Source organism: Polaribacter sp. Asnod6-C07, from assembly GCF_045063625.1.
GTDB lineage: Bacteria > Bacteroidota > Bacteroidia > Flavobacteriales > Flavobacteriaceae > Polaribacter > Polaribacter vadi_A.
The window spans coordinates 3,177,446-3,195,062 of record NZ_JBEFOF010000005.1; the positions used below are offsets into that span (position 1 = coordinate 3,177,446).

Here is a 17,617-nt window from a genome sequence, read left to right on the forward strand (position 1 = left end):
TTTAACGAAAATAAACAAATCATTTTGAGTTAATGAAAAAAGCATTGGTAATTTCGGGTGGTGGAAGCAAAGGAGCTTTTGCAGGTGGTGTAGCCCAGTATTTAATGAAAAAAGAAAATAGAGATTATGATTTGTTTTTAGGTACTTCTACTGGTAGTTTAATGGTTTCTCATTTGTCTTTAGGTATGTTAGATGAGTTAAAAGAACTGTATACCAACGTAAATCAAGAAACAATTTTTAGTAATAATCCTTTTACCATAAAAAAAGTAGCAGGAGAAAAAGTAGTGAATATAAATCACTTTAATACTTTAATAAATTTTATAAGAGGTAGAAAAACATTTGGTGAGAGTAAGAATTTACGCAATTTAATTAAGCGAAAAATTACTAAAGAAATGTATCATCAAATTCAGAATAATGAAAAAGAGGTTGTAGTTACAGTGTCTAACTTAACTGCAAACCAAATAGAATATAAATCTAGTAAAGATTGTACTTACGAAGATTTTTGTGATTGGATTTGGGGTTCTTGCAACTATGTACCTTTTATGAGTTTGTTAGAAAAAAACAATCAACAATATGCAGATGGTGGTTTTGGTTCTTTAGTTCCAATTAGAGAAGCTATTTTAAGAGGAGCAACAGAAATTGATGCTATAATTCTAGAAACAGAAGTTACTCAGTTTAATAAAATACCTTCTAAAAATCCGTTTGCACTACTTTTTGATGTTTTTGATTTTATGTTAACTCATGTAGAAAGGCATAATATTACCATTGGTAAATTAGCTGCAAGTAATAAAAATGTAAAATTGAACTTATATTATACACCAACAGTTTTAACCACAAATTCTTTAGTTTTTGATGAAAAACTAATGCGAAAATGGTGGAAATCTGGTTTTAAATACGCAAAATCGAAACGTGAAGAATTAATGAGCGAGTTTAGACCTGATGTTTTAACAGATAAAGAAATTGAAGAAGGTATAGATGATGTTAATAATTTAAACATTAAATCCTAACTTTTATTTTATTCAAATAAGAGTTCAAAATACTTTATTTTATATCAACAAACATATAATCTGAAGCAGGAATTGCTAATTTTGAATCGTAAATCTCGTTAAAAATCAATGTTTTACTTGTTTTTACTGATGATTTAAGTCCTGTAGAAATATAAGTTAATGTTCTGTCTAATAAAGGATCTGAACGTTCACCTAAAACACCTAAATTACCATAATCTTCTTCTAAAAATATACCAGGAAAATTTGCAGTATTTGGTATAATTCCTTCAGGATAATTTATACCCTCTTTATTACTAATTTCTAAAACCAAAGGTTGCATAGCATAAGTATGATTAGGATTTAAATTATCGCCAGTTCTTTGTAAATTATCAGAATCGTAAATAGTTATAGAACCTTGTTGCTTACCTCTTGTAGTTTCACCAATTAAATTTACCTGAATATGAGAACTTAATGCATTTATAACCAATTCTGATGCAGAAGCTGAACCATAAGAAACTATAAAATAAATTCTTTCTAATCCTAAACTATTAATGGTTTCCTCTAAAATTATAGAACCATCAGTATCTACATTTCGTATTTGATCTGTAAAATTATTTACAAAAGTTTCAGAAGGCCAAGCAGCTGTTACTTTATCGTTCCAAATTTCTTGCGAGTATAATTCTCCTGTAAATTGCCCAGTAATCATACTACCTAAATAGGTTGCTGTACTTACAGAGCCACCAGGGTTGTATCTTAAATCTACAATTAAATCGTTTATCTTTTCTGCTTTAAAATTGGCAAAAGCTGTATTTAATTGACTATCGTAATTTCTAGCAAATTGATTGTACATTAAATAACCAATTTTTTGAGAACCTTCTGTAATTACTTTTGATGTAGCAATCGGATTTTCTTGCAATTCAGTTTTATCTAAAGAAATAGATGTTCCATTTTCAATTGGGTTTCCATCATTAAAATCTGCTAAACCAATTGTATAATTTGTAGTACTGCTAAATAATAATTCTAAGTAATTATTAATTGTTATTTGACTACCATCTACAGTATTAAAAATCATACCTCTTGTAATGTTCTCGCTTTCAGCGGATGAATTTGGTACTACATAACGTACATAACCATAAACATTATTGCTTCCGTTTTTATAAGTTACCAAGCCAAATTCCATTCCGTTACTTAAATTTAACCCTTGAAAAGAATTTTCTAAAGCAATATAATCATCAACAATAATAGAAAAACGATCATCAGGTCTGTTTAATAAACTTTCAAAAACGGCTTCTGGTGAATCATATTCTCCAAAATAAGTATATAAATCATCATAATTATAAAAACGATCATCAGCCAAATCTGGCACATCTTTTTGCCACAAATAATAAAGATTTAAACCCTGCCAAATAAAAAAGTTAAGATCATCATTGGTAGTTGTATTTGTTTCTAAAGGGCTGTTTTTATCACAAGAAATAAAAAATATAGTGATTGCTAAAAGGCTAATTTTTAAGAATTGCTTCATTTATTAGTTTGTATTTGGTAAATTTTGTTCAATAAAAACGCCATTATCAGTAGTTCTTTGTGGGTTTATGCTATTAAACAAATATTCATAATTATTAGGATTACAGTTGTTATTAGAAATCGGAGTTCCTGTAGAAATGTAATTTAAAACGCTATTTAAAATTGGGTCAGAAACTTCACCTAAAATACCTAAATCTAATACATCTTCATTATCACAAAGATCTAAATTTGGTAAAAATCCGTTTTCATAAGTTTCGTCGTTATTATTTAAAAAACTTAACACTACTGGTTGTAAAGCTACTGTATGTGTTTCATTTTTTAAGCCAAAATCGTAATCTTCAGAATTGTATAAAGTAATTGAACCTGTGTTATTCCCTGCAGTTTGATTACCAATAATATGTACATTAATATGCGCTTTTAAGCTATTAATTAATAATTCTGTAGCAGAAGAACCTGTAAAATTTTCTCCGTTTAAAATGATATAGACGTCTGTTAAGTTTAAACTATTTATGGTTGATGTTTGGCTAATTTCTGATGGAAACTTAGTTAATAAAGAATCTGGTTCATTTTCTAAAAACCAAGATTGCGCCTTTGTATTCCATTCCTCTTTAATTAAAACTTCATCTGAAAACTGACCAGTAATCATGCTTGCAATTTTAGAAATATTTTTTGCGAACCCATCACTACCAGAACTATATCTTAAGTCTAAAATTAATTCGTTAACTGATTGATTTTTAAAATTTAAGAAACTATTATTTAAATCATTAATATAATTATTAGAAAAATCATTATTGTACATTAAATAACCAATATTATCAGCATTTACAGGTATCACTTTTTCTAAAAAAGTAGCAGGATATGTATAATCTAGTTTTTCTAAAAGTACTGTTTTTGTATTTGGTGTAATTGTAGTTCCATCAAAATCTGCCATATTTAAAGTAAAACTATCAAAGCCAACTAAAAGTAAACTTTCATAATTAGTTCTAGTTAGTTGTACACCATTAACCGCATAAAAATATTCGCCTCTTATTAAGTTTTTTGTTGATGCATCAGAATTTGGTAAAACATGAGTTACATAACCCAAGACATTTGTTGTACTATTTGGGTCTGCTATAATTCCGAATTCTAAACCATTGGTAAAAGAAGTTCTTAATTCTGGTTCTGTGATGGTATTATAATCTTCAACTAAAGTTGATTTTGCATCCTCTGGAATTAATAAACTAGAAAATAAAGAATTATAATCTGTAAAAGAACTTAAATAAGTATTCAGCTCTTGATCAGAACTAAATCTTCTGTCAGATAAATCTTCAATTTGATCTTGATACAGATAATATGCATTTAAACCTTTCCAAACGAAATCGTGAACTACCAATTCTTGAGGAATCTCATATTCTTTAGTACAACTTACAATTGTTGCCATTAGTATCGAAAAATAAATAGCTTTTAAATAAAACCTCATAAAATAATATATAGATATTGTAGTAATTTTAACGCAATTTAAACTTTTTTAGTATTATTTTGAAATAAGATGTAACAAAATAAATTGTTGTTCGTCGTAATTATGTAAACCTGATATAAGAGATGAAAAAATATCAGAAAATTAACCAAAACCAATGAACCAATCAGACTTTTTAAAAGTTGTTTTACCCTTTAAAGACAAAGTTTTTAGACTAGCTAAAAGACTTTTAGTTTCTACAGAAGAAGCTGAAGACGCTACACAAGAGCTTTACTTTAAATTATGGCGAAACAGAAAGAAAATTGCTGATTATAAAAATGTAGAAGCATTTGCAATGACAATGACAAAAAATTATTGTTATGATCGATTAAAATCTAAACAAGCAAGTAATTTAACATTAGTACACAGTAATTATAAGGAGAAAGAAACGTCTTTAGATAAGAAAATGGAATATCAAGACAGTGTAAACCAAGTACACAAATTGATAGAAAATTTACCTGAACAACAAAAAATAATTATTCAATTAAGAGATGTTGAACAGTATGATTTTGAAGAAATCTGTAAAATGGTGGATATGAAACCGACTGCAGTAAGAGTTGCATTATCTAGAGCAAGAAAAACAATAAGACAAGAATTAATTAAAAAACACAACTATGGAGTTAGCTAACATAGAAAAATTAGTAGAAAAATACGAAAACGCAGAAACCACTCTACAAGAAGAGGCAATCCTAAAAGACTATTTTACAAAAGAGGATGTTGCACCACACTTACAAGAGTACAGTTATATGTTTAACTATTTTACTACTGTAAAAGATGAAACCTACACAAAAACCATAAAGTTAGAACCTAAAAAATCTAAGAAGATAAACTTTAAATGGTTATCTGTAGCAGCATCAGTAATGCTTTTATTTAGCGTATTTATTGGTAAACAACAATATGATGAATACCAAGATAGAAAAAAAGCAGAAAAAATTTACGCACAAGTAAATGAAGGCTTACAATTGCTATCTAACAACTTAAAGAAAGGAGAACAAGCAGTAGCACAATTGTACAAACAAGAAGACAAAGCCAATAAAGCTTTAAAATAAAAACCAAGTAAAAATTAGTAAAACCAAGTAAACACAGAAATTATGAAAAAAATAATATTATTAATGGCATTTATTGTAGCACCAATGGTTGCAAGTGCACAATCACTTTTTGATAGTTTAGAAGATATGGATGGTGTAGATATGGTAGTAGTTACCAAAGATGCTTTTCAATTATTAAAAAAGTTCCAGCCTAAAGATGTCAAATCAGATGACAATGAAGTAATACAAGCCTTTGAAATGGTTGGTGATTTAAAAGAATTTAAAATGTTTTCTACTAAAGATTTAGATATAGCTTCTAAAATGGAAAGTATGGTAAATACATCAATTAAAACTAAGAAATTAACTCAGTTAATGAGAATTAAAGAAGATGGTTCTAGAGTTAAAATTTATGTAAAAGCCACAAGCAATAAAGATTATGTTAGCGAAGTTTTAATGTTTGTAAAAGGCATAGATAAACATACCAAAGGTGTATCAGAAGCTATGGTGTTATCTTTAACAGGTAACATAGACATTAACAAAATGTCTGAATATACAGACAAGCTTGTTAAAGAAAATAAGTAATTAACTTTAAAAAGTCGGGTTTAATTTCTTAAACCTGACTTTTAAATAAAATATTAAAAATGAAAAAATTAACCCAAATTTGTGCTTTAGTATTTTTAGTGCTTTTTGCTAGTTCTTGTAAAAATGAAAAATCTTTACAAAGTTATTTAGTAGATACAAGTGGTAAAGAAGGTTTTTATACAGGAGATTTACCTGTAAGCTCTGTTTTATCTGCTAAAGCTGATGTTTCTGATGATGTAAAAGAAACCATAAAAAGTATTAAGAAAATAAACATTGCTTTTTTACCAAAAACTGAAGATAACACAGTTACTTACGAAACTGAAAAAGCCAAACTTAAAAATATCTTTAAAGATAATGACGAATACAAAAGTCTAATGGTTATGAAAGCCCAAGGGATGAATGTAAAAGTTTATTACTCTGGAGATACAGATGCAATTGATGAAGTAGTAGCCTTTGGTTATGGAGATAAAAATGGAGTAGGAGTTGCAAGATTGCTGGGCGAAAACATGAACCCTGCAAAAGTAATTGAAATGATGAATAGCGTAAAAATGGATAGTGGAAATCTAGAAAGTTTTAGTGCTATTTTTAAAGGAAAATAAGAACAAATCAGTTCACTTTAAAAATTGGAAATATAAAGTTTTAGCAACTTTGTACTTCCAATTTTTGTTTTTAGCAACTTTTCAAGACCAAACACTCAACATCAATTCATTAATACAACTTTACAAATTATCAAAACTTTTTTAACTGCTCATTAACAGCTACTATAATCATATTTAGTATTTTTGATACTTGAAGAATATGATATTTATGAAGTTTCAGAGAATAGTTGCTTTTTGTTTTTTATTAATTAGTTACACCAATTTTGCACAAAGTGCAGTTTATAGAGCAGAAAGAGAAAAAATCCATGATTTAGTACATACAAAATTAAAAGTCGATTTTAATTTTTCTGATAAAACTATGAATGGTGAAGCATGGATTACAGCAAAACCACATTTTTATGCTTCAGATAAAATTTCTTTGGATGCAAAATCTATGATAATTCATAGTATTAAACTTAATAATAGTAAGTTAGATTACAATTATGATGATTACGATTTAATTATTGATTTACCAAAAACGTATCAGAAAAACGAAGAATTTACACTTTATATAAAATATACTGCAAGACCAGAAAAAGTAAAAGATCAAGGAAGTCAAGCAATTACAGATGCAAAAGGATTGTATTTTATAAATGCTGATGGTGTAGATAAAAATAAACCTACTCAAATCTGGACACAAGGTGAAACTGAAGCAAATTCAGCTTGGTTTCCTACAATTGATAGTCCTAATCAGAAAACATCACAAGAAATTTATATTACAGTTCCTAATCAATATCAAACACTTTCTAATGGAGAATTAGTCAGTCAAACAAAATCAGGGAACAACAGAACAGATTATTGGAAATTCGATCAAAAACACGCTCCATATTTGTTTTTTATGGGAATTGGTGAATTTGAAATCATTAAAGATTTTTATAAAAATATTCCTGTAAACTATTATGTAGAAAAAGAATATGCAGCTTATGCCAAAGATATTTTTGGTTTAACTCCAGAAATGATTGGTTTTTTTGCTGATAAATTAGGGGTTGAATATCCTTTTAACAAATATAGCCAAATTGTAGTGAGAGACTATGTTTCTGGTGCAATGGAAAACACAACTGCTGTTGTTCACGGAGAACAAGCTTACCAACAACCAGGACAATTAATTGATAATAATGTGCAAGAAAACACAATTGCGCACGAAATTTTTCATCATTGGTTTGGAGATCTAGTAACTTCAGAAAGCTGGTCTAATTTAACTTTAAATGAATCTTTCGCTAATTATGGAGAGTATTTATGGAGAGAATATAAATATGGAAAAGTTGCTGCAGAAATGCATTACTATGAGCAAGTAGAAGCTTATAAAATTGGGCAAAATGAAAGCAAAAGTTTAGTCCGTTTTCAGTACGATGACAAAGAAGATATGTTCGATTTAGTTAGCTATAACAAAGGTGGAGCTATTTTACACATGTTGCGTAATTATTTAGGTGATGATGCTTTTTTTAAAGGTTTAAACAAATATTTAACTACTTATAAATACAAAACTGCAGAAGTACATCAACTAAGGTTAATATTCGAAGAATTAACAGGTAGAGACTTAAACTGGTTTTTTAATCAATGGTATTTTGGCGCAAATCATCCAAATATTGAGGTTTCTTACGATTACAACACCTTAAGAAAAACGGTTACTGTAAACATTATACAATTACAAGCAGAAACCTTTAAATTTCCTTTTGCTATTGATGTTTTTGAAGGAACTAAAAGAACAAGACACCATGTTTTTGTAGAAGCAAAAGATGCTTCTTTTTCATTTCCTTATACAAAACAACCAGATTTAATTCAAGTAAATGCAGATAATATTTTAGTGAGTAACATCAACGAAAATAAAGTATTGAGCGATTATATTTTTCAATTAAAAAATGCAGATAATTTTGCGCACAGAAGAGCTGCTTTGTTAGAAGTAGTTAAAAAGCAAGTAGAAAAAGATGCATTTAATGCTGTTGTTGGTGCTTTAGATGATGAATCTTATAAAATCAGAATTTTAGCATTGCAGAATATTGATTTAATCAATAAATTTTCTAAAAAAGATGCCATCAGAAAAATTATGCAAATCGCAAATAACGATGCTAAAACTTTAGTACAAGCAGAAGCTATAAATACTTTGGGTAAACTAACAGATCCTGAATTAAAATCAATTTTCGAAAAAGGTTTAGAAAGTAAATCGTACTCAGTTTTGGGTAAAGCTTTGGTTTCTATGTATTATGTAGATAAAGATTTGGCTATAAAAAAATCGAAAGCATTGCCAGATGAAGTTCGTAAGATTTTAGCAACACCATTAACGCAAATTTTTATTGAAGAAAAAGACGAATCTGAATTACCATTTATTGCTAAATCTGTAGTTTCTGGAATGTTTTTGGCCAATGATGATACTGTAAAAGTAATTTATCAAAAAGCATTTAAACAGATTTCTGAAAGTAACAATACTGTTGCTATTCAAAATCTTGTAGAAGATATGGTTGTAAAAGGAAATCAATTTAAAGGTTTCAATTTTGATAAAGTAATGATTAACTATATGCGAACTATGGTTGAAGATCAGAAAAAAGCAGACAAACCAAACAGGTTAAGAAACATAGAAGTTATTAAAACAGCAATGGCTAAATTGTTATAGTTTTTAATTGAAATGCACTTTTAAGGTTGTTTTATTTGATTTAAATTTGTCGAATATGATACATACTTTAAAGGATTTAAAAGCTGATAAATTAAAAGGTTTAAAAAAGTTAAAATTAGCAGAAGGTTTAACTGAGTTTCCAAAAGAAATTTATGATTTAGCTGATTCTTTAGAAATTTTAGATTTATCTGATAATAATTTATCTGAGTTACCAAAAGATATTATTATTCTAAAAAAACTAAAAATTGTTTTCTTTGAGAATAATAAGTTTACTGAGTTTCCTAGTGTTTTAGCTCAATTGCCTTTATTAAGCATGATTGGTTTTAAATCCAATCAAATTCATACAGTTCCAGAAAACGCTTTTCCGCCTTTATTAAGATGGTTGATTTTAACCAACAATAGAATTAAAAAACTACCTAAAAGTATGGGTGATTGTCAGTTTTTACAGAAATTTCCTGTGGCTGGTAATTTAATTGAAGAACTGCCTAAAGAAATGGCAAATTGTAAAAACCTAGAATTGCTGAGAATATCGTCGAATAAATTAACTTCAATTCCTGATTGGTTGTTTCAATTACCAAAATTATCTTGGGTGGCTTTTGGTGGAAATCCGATGACCAATTCTATAGAAGTTGAATCTACAATAAAATCTTATGCTTGGCATGATTTTAAAATCAAAGAATTATTAGGTCAAGGAGCTTCTGGAATGATTTCTAAAGCCAATTGGATTTCTGAAAACAAAGAAGTTGCAGTTAAAGTTTTTAAAGGAAGTGTTACCAGTGATGGTTTGCCAGAAGACGAAATGAAAGCGTCTATTGCTGCAGGAAATCATAAAAATTTAATTCCGATTTTAGGAAAAATTAAAGAACATCCAGAAGATAAAAATGGTTTATTAATGGATTTAATTTCTTCGGATTTTATCAATTTAGGAAATCCGCCCAATTTAGAAACTTGTACTAGAGATGTTTTTATTGATAAAAATTTCTCACTAAAAGAAGTTATTAAAATAGCTAAAAGTATGGCTTCTGTGTCTTTGCATTTACACAATATAGGAATTAATCATGGAGATTTGTATGCGCATAATATTTTAATCAACCAGAAATCAGAAATTCTCTTTGGTGATTTTGGAGCTGCAACTTTTTATAATAGAAATTCTCAAATTTCAAAAAAAATTGAAAGGGTAGAAGTAAGGGCTTTTGGTTGCTTGTTAGAAGATTTATTAAATTTAGTTGATAAATCAGAAATTGATCAAAATTTATATCCTAAATTAAAAAACTTAACAGAACTTTGTTTACAACCTGAAGTTGATAAACGCCCAATTTTTTCTGATATTTTAGAAAAATTAATAAACTAATCTATTTTGTAAGTGCTTTGTTTTCAGTATTAATACAGTTTAAATGTTAAAGGTTTAATTTAAGATATAATGAGCTATATAATAATTATTGCTATTCTTCTTGTTGTTTTATTTATAAGTTTAAAACCTAAGAAAAAAGTAAAAATAATTCCATTAGAAAACCTTGAAGTCCCTGAACATTGGCATCCAATTTTATTAGAAAATATTTTATTTTATAAAAAACTTACTCAAACTGAGCAACAACTTTTTAGAGCTAAAATGGTTCGTTTTCTAGAAACAACTACTATTGAGGCTATCCATTTCGAATTAGAAGAATTTGACACTTTATTAATTGCTGCAAGTGCTATAATTCCTGTTTTTAGATTCCCAAATTGGAATTATAATAATCTATCTACAGTATTAATTTATCCAGATTATTTTAATGAAGATTTACAGTTTAATAGTAAAAATAAAGGTAGAAATATTGCAGGTTTGGTAGGTACAGGAAGATTCGAAAACCATATGATTTTATCAAGAAAGGCCTTGCATTTGGGTTTTAGCAATAAAACAGATAAAGGTAATACTGCAATTCACGAATTTATTCATCTTTTAGACAAGTCTGATGGTGTTGTTGACGGAATTCCTAATGCGTTGTTAGATAAGCAATATACAATTCCGTATTTACAATTAGTCCATAAAAAAATGGAAGAAATTAATAATGATAAATCTGATATCAGAAATTATGGAGGCACTTCTGAAATTGAATTTTTAGCAGTTGCAGGAGAATACTTTTTTGAAAGACCAAAATTGCTAAAAAGAAAACATCCAGCATTGTATGAAATGCTGGATGCTTGTTTTATCAAGTCTTAAGGTGAGTTGTTTTACTTTAATTATTGCGCAACAAATTGATTGGTAATATTTTCTATATCTTGAATTGTAACTTTTTTGGCAGTTTTCTTTATTTTTTTTATAAACTCTTTTACTTCTGCTGGACTTGCAGGACCGCCTAAATTTTGACCATTCGTATCAAAAGAATTTGTAATTACTTTTAAATCTGCATCTAAAATTACCCAAAAAGGTAAACCTGCTTTATCTCCTTCATATTTTTTTAATAAATCTAAAGAACCTGGGTTTTCCAAATTTTCTTTTCCTTTAGCTTCCTTTACGACAATAGGCACAGTAATGTAGTTATCTTCAAAAAACTGTTTTGTTTTCTCAGATTTCATGTCTTTGGTCATTTTATGACACCATCCACACCAAGAAGCTTCAAATTTAATAAAAATGGATTTTCCGTCCTTTTTTGCTATTTCTTGTGCGTTTTTTATTAGCATATCTGTACTTTCTTGCGCTGAAACTTGGCAATTAAGAGTTAAAAAAGCCGATATAAATAGTAATATAATTTTATTTTTCATAATTTTTTTTGTTTTATCTCAAATATAAAAATTTATAATGCTTTTTTGTATAAAATTAGTATTAAAACTGAAAATTAAGTTTTTAGCAATTGCTTGCGAATATTTTTTTGAAAGACTTAAATTGCTAAAAAGAAACACCTAGAATTGTGTGAGATTTTGGAAAGTTGTTTTTTGAGGTAACTCAAAATCCACATAATAAAACAACAAAGAAATATTTATCAATAAATATTAATATTTTTATACTATCTACTAATTTCTTTAGCCCAATTTCCTCTGAAAATTATTTTTTGGTCGTGAATTTTAAAAGTAAACTTTCCATATCTAACAGATACTCCTGCAGATGCATTTACAACCCAGCTATTGTCTGGAATAAAAAAGGAATTTTCTGAAGTAATTACTTTATCATCTAATCGATTTTTGATTGGAACCGAAACTTGTTGACCAACATCCCAACCTAAATGGGTATTATAACTAACAATTAAATCGCTAATCAATTTAAAATTTTCGTTAGTTACAATTTTGGTTTTTATAGTCGCGTTTTTACTTTCGTTTAAATCTTTTCCTGGTGTAACTTCAATCTCTAATGTAGGTAATTCAATAGCTGTCTTAGAAGCTAAAATAACAATAGATTCATTTTTAATCACTTTATTTTCAGAATTGTAAAACTCAAATGCAAGTTCTAAAGCTTCTATGCCTTCTGGGTTTATAGTTAACTCATCCTCAAAATAACCCTCTTTTGCTATGTTTTTAGAATAAATAATTTCATCACTCAATTTTACCACTACTTTTTTTACATCCTTATTATTGTAAAGAGCTATAGGTATAGTTGTATTTGTATGAATTGTTTTGTTTTTCGGACTTATAATCAATCCTTGCATATACTCTTTCATTGCAAACCAAACAGGTCTTGGAGCACCATATTTGTCGTTTACATCTTTATATCCCCAGAAACCAAACCATTCTTCTGGTTGCTCTTTATTGTGTTTGCTTTTTTCACCACCTTTCCACCAACCATCAGCATAATAAAATGGGCACATTCCTAAAGCTCCAGCATCCATCAATTCTCTGTAATTAGCCACAAATCCTTCACTTTGTTCTTTTAAAGTTCGTGAACCAAAACTACCAAAACCACCTTTTGGAGATACTGAATGTCCGAATTCAGTAATGATAAAAGGTTTGTCTAAACCATTCAAAGTATTTAAACCTTCAATATAATCGCTAAAACCTATAGTTGCTGTTTGGCCTTCATTGTAGCCATAACAGTTGTAAGCATATACATCAAACATAGATTGATCCATCCAATCACTAATCATCGCATTTGCAGAAAGGGTTACAGGTACATTTGGGTGATCCTTGTGAATCATATCTACCATCATTTGCATTAAATCTTTAAAAGCTTTGGCAGAAACTTTATGAATGTGATCTGTTTGTGGTTCATTAATAACCAAATACGTTATAATGCAATCATATTTTGGTGCATATTTTAAGATGTTTTCAAGTTGAGTTTTACAATGATTTATAAATTTAGGATCACTATAATCTTCTTCAGGATTCACTTCTAAACCCATAATTAACTTTAAACCAGATTCTTGTACCAGCTTTAATTGCGCTTCAGAAAACTGACTCCAAGTTCTTATGGTATTATAACCGCCTTTTTTAATGTTTTCAAGATCAAATTTCATTAACTCTAAATGATCTTTCTTTTCATCTTCATAAGGATGTTGTCCTGGTCGTGCACCTATTTCATAACCAATGGCTTTAATAAAAAACTTTTCTCCATTAAGATAATACCAATTATCTTTTAGTTCAATATTGGTTTTAGTTGCTACTATTTCAGTTTTTTCTGGTTGAGAACATCCTATAATCAATAGAAAAAGGCAAAGAATGGATACTAAAGCTAAATTTGGTTTCATTTTTGTTTATTTTGATTGCACTAAACACTATTGAGAAATGCCGCGTTTTGATTCGTTATATTAAAAGTAAACGAAGTTCGGTTTTTTTGTTCAAAAATCAATAGTAAAAAGAGGCAATTTTTATTTCTGATTATTCACAAATAAAAAAAGGTGCTTCGTAAATTGAACTTTTAACTGTTGTTGATGAGTATTTTTTTTTTGAAATAACTTAATTATTAACAGGAGAACATTTTGAATTGCATGAGATGTTGGAAGTTTGTTTTGTGAAATGATTTATTAATAAAGCAATAGTTTTTTATTCATTTGCAATCTCAATTGCTTTCTCTAAAATTTCATCAAGACCTTGCCTTAATCCGTCTATTGTTGGTTTTATTTCAATATCAATTTTAACACCTTTTCTTTGCGATTCAGTTCCATCTGGATACATTATGCCATAACCTGAAAATCTTGTTGTATAACCACCTAAATATGTAATAGGCATATTAACTCCATCTGCACCAGCAGTTTGATTTCCAATTGTAACAATGTTGTCTGCTGTCTGAAAAGCCATAGCCGTAAATTCTGATAAGCTCAAAGAATTGTCATTTACAAGAAGAATAAATTTTCCTTTAAAAACTTTTCGACTACTACCTGTTTTTGCACTTTTATCAAAAAAAAATCTTCCTGGATAAGAAATATCAGGATTGTATTTCAAAGCAAAAACTTTGTTTTCGGTATTAAAATATCGAGTAAACATTTTATACCTAAGTTCTGGATATCCTCTAAGGTCAATAATGATTGATTTTTTTTTATTGAACGTTTCAAATATTTCTTCAAATTCTTTAGGTTTAAATTTGGAAGCCATATTTATATAACCAATAGATTCAGTAATTGATTTTGATTTTAAACTGCGTATATTTTTAAAATATCCAAAATCATTAAATTTATAAAGTCTTGTATAAATATTTCGAATTTCACCATCTCTTATTATAGTTAAGTGCATAGAGTCCAATGTATCCTTGAAAATTGTACTGTAAGTCCGATTTATTTTAAAGTTAAGATTAGAGCCTGAAACATATTTCAATGTATTTTTCAATTCTGTTTTAATACTCTTGTTATTAATTTTTACAATGATATCACCTCTTTTTAAATCATTAATTTTTGCAAGAGAGTCATTCAAGATTTTAGAGACTACTGCTTGGTTTTCTACATTAGATATAATTACTGGAAGTAATTTATATTTTGATGTATCATTAAAACTTATCCTAGCGTGCGAATCGTCTAACTTTGCGACAAGTTCCCTAAGTACTGCCTGATATTCAACCTTATTTTTAACAATTAAAATTTTATCAATCATTTCACTTAATACCAAATCCCAATCTTGGCTAGTTAGATATTTATATGGATAAAAATATTCTATTATGTTCCAGTATTTAAAAAGTCCTAATAATCGGTATTCAACTTTTGGGAATTCAAAATCTTTGTAAGCGGGTTCGTTAATTATTTTTATATTTCCAATTGGTTCTGTGGTTGCATAAAAATTTTCTCTTTGATTTCTGTTCTTCTCAATAAATTTTAGTTTTAATGAAAGTTCATTGCTGAAAAGCGTTGTGTTTTGTGTCCAAGACAAATCAAAATTTTTGTCAAAATAGATTTCTTTAGTATTACATTTTTTACAATTTTTAATCTTACCTAAACTTTCAATCCAAGTAATATAAACTTGAGAAAGTGAGTTTCTATCTGTCGCTTTTAAAACTTCAGGAAGATGCTCTATAAGTTCTTTGTCCCAATCAAAATTTCCTTTTGCAACTTCTGGATGATAATATTTTAGAAATCCATAAATTTTTCCAAATGAAGCTAGTTTTTCAGTTTCTGTAAGCTCAATTTGAGCACTTATTGAATTCCCATAAACAGATAAAAATAATAATAGAAGTATTTTATTTCTCATATAAGTTTTAGATTTTATAGAATATAAATCAACATATATTTAATTGTAGAAAGCGTTAAATATTCTATAATTGGGAAAATTTTAAAAGATTAAGGTTGGCTTTGCGATATTTTGCAAACTCTTATTGATATTCCAAGTTTTAATTCGTCACATCAGAGCTAACTAAGTTCGAAGTTTTTATTTAAAAAATCAACAGGAAAAACATCTTATTTTAGGTGAATTTATTCACAAAAAAAAAGGTTCGTTTAAAAACCAAATACAATTTTAATTATCATTTACAAATCAGATAGTATCTTTGCACTTCACAATTTTATATGTCTTTAAATACACTTTTAATAACTCCACCATTTACGCAGTTAAATACTGCATATCCTGCAACCGCTTATATTAAAGGTTTTTTAGATTCTAAAAGTGTAAAAGCAACTCAAATGGATTTAAGTATTAAGTTGTTTACTGCGGTTTTTACCAAAGAATTTATAGACGCAATATTTAAACAAGCTGATTTATTAGGTAATAAAGAATTGCCTTTGGTGTATAATCAAAGAGAAGATTATATCAATAAAGTAGACACTGTAATGCAGTATTTGCGAGTTCAAGAAGTTACAGCTGCGTATCAAATAGTACATAAAGATTTTTTACCTCATGGACATAGACGCATAAAATTAGACAAAGATTTATCAACAGAATTTGGAAAATTAGGCATTTTAGACAAAGCCAAACACATTGCTACTTTGTTTGTAGAAGAATTAGGCGATTTTATAAATACTAATATCGATGAATTTTTCTCATTTACAAGATATGCAGAGCAATTGGGTAGAGCAGCTTCTAGTTTTAATCAAATTGAGGAGTATTTACAATATGAAACTACGCTGATAGAAGATGAAATGTTGTATTTATTAGAAGAGCAAATTAAACAAGATAATTACGATTTAGTTTGTTTTACCATTCCTTTTCCAGGTAATTTATTTTCGGCTTTAAGATGTGCGCAATTTCTAAAGGAAAACTATCCAAATATAAAAATTGCATTTGGTGGTGGTTATTGCAACACAGAATTAAGACGATTATCAGATCCAAGAATTTTTAATTATATCGATTTTATCACTTTAGATGATGGAGAAGGTCCTTTGTTAAAAATTACTGAATTTTTAGACCTAAAAATAGGTGAGGAGAAACTAGAAAGAACTTTTATCTGTAAAAATAACGAGGTTGTTTATGTTGATAAGCAGCCAAATACTATTTTTCATCATAAAAATTTACCTGCGCCAAGTTATGTAGGTTTACCAACAGCAAAATATTTGTCTTTTTTAGATGTAATGAATCCTATGCACAGAATGTGGTCTGATGGAAAATGGAATAAACTCACCATTTCTCACGGTTGTTATTGGAAACAATGTTCTTTTTGCGATGTTACTTTAGATTATATTGGCAATTACCAAAACACGACAGCAGATGATTTGGTAAATAAAATTGAGAAAATTATTGCTGAAACTGGTGTAACTGGTTTTCATTTTGTGGATGAAGCTGCTCCTCCAAAAATGCTAAAAGCATTAGCAAATGCTTTAATTGATCGTAAAATTTATATTACTTGGTGGACAAACATCCGTTTTGAAAAAACATTTACCGCAGAATTATGCGCTTTATTATCAAAATCGGGTTGTATTGCTGTTACTGGTGGTTTAGAAGTGGCTTCAGACAGATTGTTGGCAAAGATGAAAAAAGGTGTTGATATTGCTCAAGTTGCTAGAGTTACCAAAGCTTTTTCTGATCAAAATATTATGGTGCATGCGTATTTAATGTTTGGTTTCCCCACTGAAACAGCACAAGAAACCATAGATTCTTTAGAGGTTGTGCGTCAGCTATTTCAGAATAATTGTATTCAGTCTGCTTTTTGGCATCAATTTGCTTGCACAAGTCATAGTCCTGTTGGTAAAAATCCAGATGAATTTGAAATTATAATTACTGGTCCAAAATTTGAAGGTTTTGCAGAAAACGATTTATTTCACGAAGATCCAAAAGGAGCAGAACATCATTTATATAGTCAAGGTTTAAATGTTGCTTTAAATAATTACTTGAATTACAAAGGTTTTGAGATTCCTTTAGATGATTATTTTGATTTTAAAGTACCAAGTAAAACTGTAAAAAATGGTTTAATAACGGGTTTTTTAAATTGATATTAT

At 28.4% G+C, this 17,617-nt stretch carries 14 protein-coding genes; 9 read left to right on the forward strand and 5 right to left on the reverse strand.

Annotated features, from left to right (window positions below):
• Positions 1–32 precede the first annotated feature (32 nt).
• Positions 33–1,007 (forward strand): patatin family protein, encoded by a 975-nt coding sequence (locus tag ACJJVK_RS13790; RefSeq protein ID WP_215995421.1) that lies wholly within the window; start codon positions 33–35, stop codon positions 1,005–1,007.
• A 34-nt stretch (positions 1,008–1,041) separates the two neighbouring features.
• Here the strand turns inward: ACJJVK_RS13790 and ACJJVK_RS13795 are convergent, their stop codons facing one another.
• Both ACJJVK_RS13795 and ACJJVK_RS13800 read right to left on the reverse strand, forming a co-directional pair.
• Complete coding sequence (locus ACJJVK_RS13795; RefSeq protein ID WP_405566860.1) at positions 1,042–2,508, reverse strand: S41 family peptidase; 1,467 nt, start codon at positions 2,506–2,508, stop codon at positions 1,042–1,044.
• 3 nt (positions 2,509–2,511) lie between these two features.
• The gene (locus tag ACJJVK_RS13800; RefSeq protein ID WP_405566863.1) at positions 2,512–3,927 is read right to left on the reverse strand and encodes a S41 family peptidase; all 1,416 of its coding nucleotides are present in this window, start codon (positions 3,925–3,927) and stop codon (positions 2,512–2,514) included.
• Positions 3,928–4,120: 193 nt separating this feature from the next.
• Between ACJJVK_RS13800 and ACJJVK_RS13805 the strand changes: the two genes are divergently transcribed.
• The 7 genes from ACJJVK_RS13805 (at position 4,121) to ACJJVK_RS13835 (ending at position 11,058) form a co-directional block, all read left to right on the forward strand.
• Positions 4,121–4,630, forward strand: a complete 510-nt coding sequence (locus ACJJVK_RS13805) for an RNA polymerase sigma factor (RefSeq protein WP_068359945.1) — start codon at positions 4,121–4,123, stop codon at positions 4,628–4,630.
• Positions 4,617–5,051: a hypothetical protein gene (locus ACJJVK_RS13810; RefSeq protein ID WP_405566866.1), complete on the forward strand. Its 435-nt coding sequence runs from the start codon at positions 4,617–4,619 to the stop codon at positions 5,049–5,051. Before ACJJVK_RS13805 ends, ACJJVK_RS13810 begins: the two co-directional genes overlap by 14 nt.
• A 42-nt stretch (positions 5,052–5,093) precedes the next feature.
• A complete protein-coding gene (locus tag ACJJVK_RS13815; protein WP_405566869.1) occupies positions 5,094–5,612 on the forward strand; it encodes a DUF4252 domain-containing protein in 519 nt (172 codons plus the stop codon).
• 59 nt (positions 5,613–5,671) lie between these two features.
• Positions 5,672–6,211, forward strand: coding sequence for a DUF4252 domain-containing protein (locus ACJJVK_RS13820; protein ID WP_405566872.1), 540 nt, complete (start codon positions 5,672–5,674; stop codon positions 6,209–6,211).
• A gap of 208 nt (positions 6,212–6,419) precedes the next feature.
• Positions 6,420–8,858, forward strand: coding sequence for a M1 family aminopeptidase (locus ACJJVK_RS13825; RefSeq protein WP_405566875.1), 2,439 nt, complete (start codon positions 6,420–6,422; stop codon positions 8,856–8,858).
• Positions 8,859–8,913: 55 nt separating this feature from the next.
• Positions 8,914–10,209, forward strand: a complete 1,296-nt coding sequence (locus ACJJVK_RS13830; RefSeq protein WP_405566877.1) for a leucine-rich repeat-containing protein kinase family protein — start codon at positions 8,914–8,916, stop codon at positions 10,207–10,209.
• Positions 10,210–10,278: 69 nt separating this feature from the next.
• Positions 10,279–11,058 carry a zinc-dependent peptidase gene (locus tag ACJJVK_RS13835; RefSeq protein WP_405566880.1) on the forward strand — a complete coding sequence of 260 codons (780 nt, stop codon included), beginning with the start codon at positions 10,279–10,281 and terminating at the stop codon, positions 11,056–11,058.
• 20 nt (positions 11,059–11,078) lie between these two features.
• On the opposite strand, the gene ACJJVK_RS13840 is transcribed toward ACJJVK_RS13835, so the two are convergent.
• From ACJJVK_RS13840 to ACJJVK_RS13850, 3 genes are all read right to left on the reverse strand, one after another.
• Entirely contained in the window at positions 11,079–11,600 is a 522-nt protein-coding gene (locus ACJJVK_RS13840; protein ID WP_405566882.1) for a thioredoxin family protein, read from the reverse strand.
• Between the two features lie 242 nt (positions 11,601–11,842).
• A complete protein-coding gene (locus ACJJVK_RS13845) occupies positions 11,843–13,513 on the reverse strand; it encodes a glycoside hydrolase family 2 TIM barrel-domain containing protein (RefSeq protein WP_405566884.1) in 1,671 nt (556 codons plus the stop codon).
• A gap of 295 nt (positions 13,514–13,808) precedes the next feature.
• A complete protein-coding gene (locus ACJJVK_RS13850) occupies positions 13,809–15,440 on the reverse strand; it encodes a S41 family peptidase (protein ID WP_405566887.1) in 1,632 nt (543 codons plus the stop codon).
• A 314-nt stretch (positions 15,441–15,754) separates the two neighbouring features.
• Here ACJJVK_RS13850 and ACJJVK_RS13855 point away from each other — a divergent pair, with 314 nt between their 5' ends.
• On the forward strand, positions 15,755–17,611 hold the full coding sequence (locus ACJJVK_RS13855; RefSeq protein ID WP_405566889.1) for a B12-binding domain-containing radical SAM protein: 1,857 nt from the start codon (positions 15,755–15,757) through the stop codon (positions 17,609–17,611).
• The last annotated feature ends 6 nt before the right edge of the window (positions 17,612–17,617 follow it).

Bases quoted from the DNA above. Each gene is read 5' to 3' on its own strand.
- ACJJVK_RS13800 (WP_405566863.1), bottom strand. From the start codon at position 3,927: ATGGCAACAATTGTAAGTTGTACTAAAGAATATGAGATTCCTCAAGAA.
- ACJJVK_RS13830 (WP_405566877.1), top strand. From the start codon at position 8,914: ATGATACATACTTTAAAGGATTTAAAAGCTGATAAATTAAAAGGTTTA.
- ACJJVK_RS13815 (WP_405566869.1), top strand. From the start codon at position 5,094: ATGAAAAAAATAATATTATTAATGGCATTTATTGTAGCACCAATGGTT.
- ACJJVK_RS13835 (WP_405566880.1), top strand. From the start codon at position 10,279: ATGAGCTATATAATAATTATTGCTATTCTTCTTGTTGTTTTATTTATA.
- ACJJVK_RS13820 (WP_405566872.1), top strand. From the start codon at position 5,672: ATGAAAAAATTAACCCAAATTTGTGCTTTAGTATTTTTAGTGCTTTTT.
- ACJJVK_RS13795 (WP_405566860.1), bottom strand. From the start codon at position 2,508: ATGAAGCAATTCTTAAAAATTAGCCTTTTAGCAATCACTATATTTTTT.
- ACJJVK_RS13840 (WP_405566882.1), bottom strand. From the start codon at position 11,600: ATGAAAAATAAAATTATATTACTATTTATATCGGCTTTTTTAACTCTT.
- ACJJVK_RS13810 (WP_405566866.1), top strand. From the start codon at position 4,617: ATGGAGTTAGCTAACATAGAAAAATTAGTAGAAAAATACGAAAACGCA.
- ACJJVK_RS13845 (WP_405566884.1), bottom strand. From the start codon at position 13,513: ATGAAACCAAATTTAGCTTTAGTATCCATTCTTTGCCTTTTTCTATTG.
- ACJJVK_RS13825 (WP_405566875.1), top strand. From the start codon at position 6,420: ATGAAGTTTCAGAGAATAGTTGCTTTTTGTTTTTTATTAATTAGTTAC.
- ACJJVK_RS13805 (WP_068359945.1), top strand. From the start codon at position 4,121: ATGAACCAATCAGACTTTTTAAAAGTTGTTTTACCCTTTAAAGACAAA.
- ACJJVK_RS13855 (WP_405566889.1), top strand. From the start codon at position 15,755: ATGTCTTTAAATACACTTTTAATAACTCCACCATTTACGCAGTTAAAT.
- ACJJVK_RS13850 (WP_405566887.1), bottom strand. From the start codon at position 15,440: ATGAGAAATAAAATACTTCTATTATTATTTTTATCTGTTTATGGGAAT.
- ACJJVK_RS13790 (WP_215995421.1), top strand. From the start codon at position 33: ATGAAAAAAGCATTGGTAATTTCGGGTGGTGGAAGCAAAGGAGCTTTT.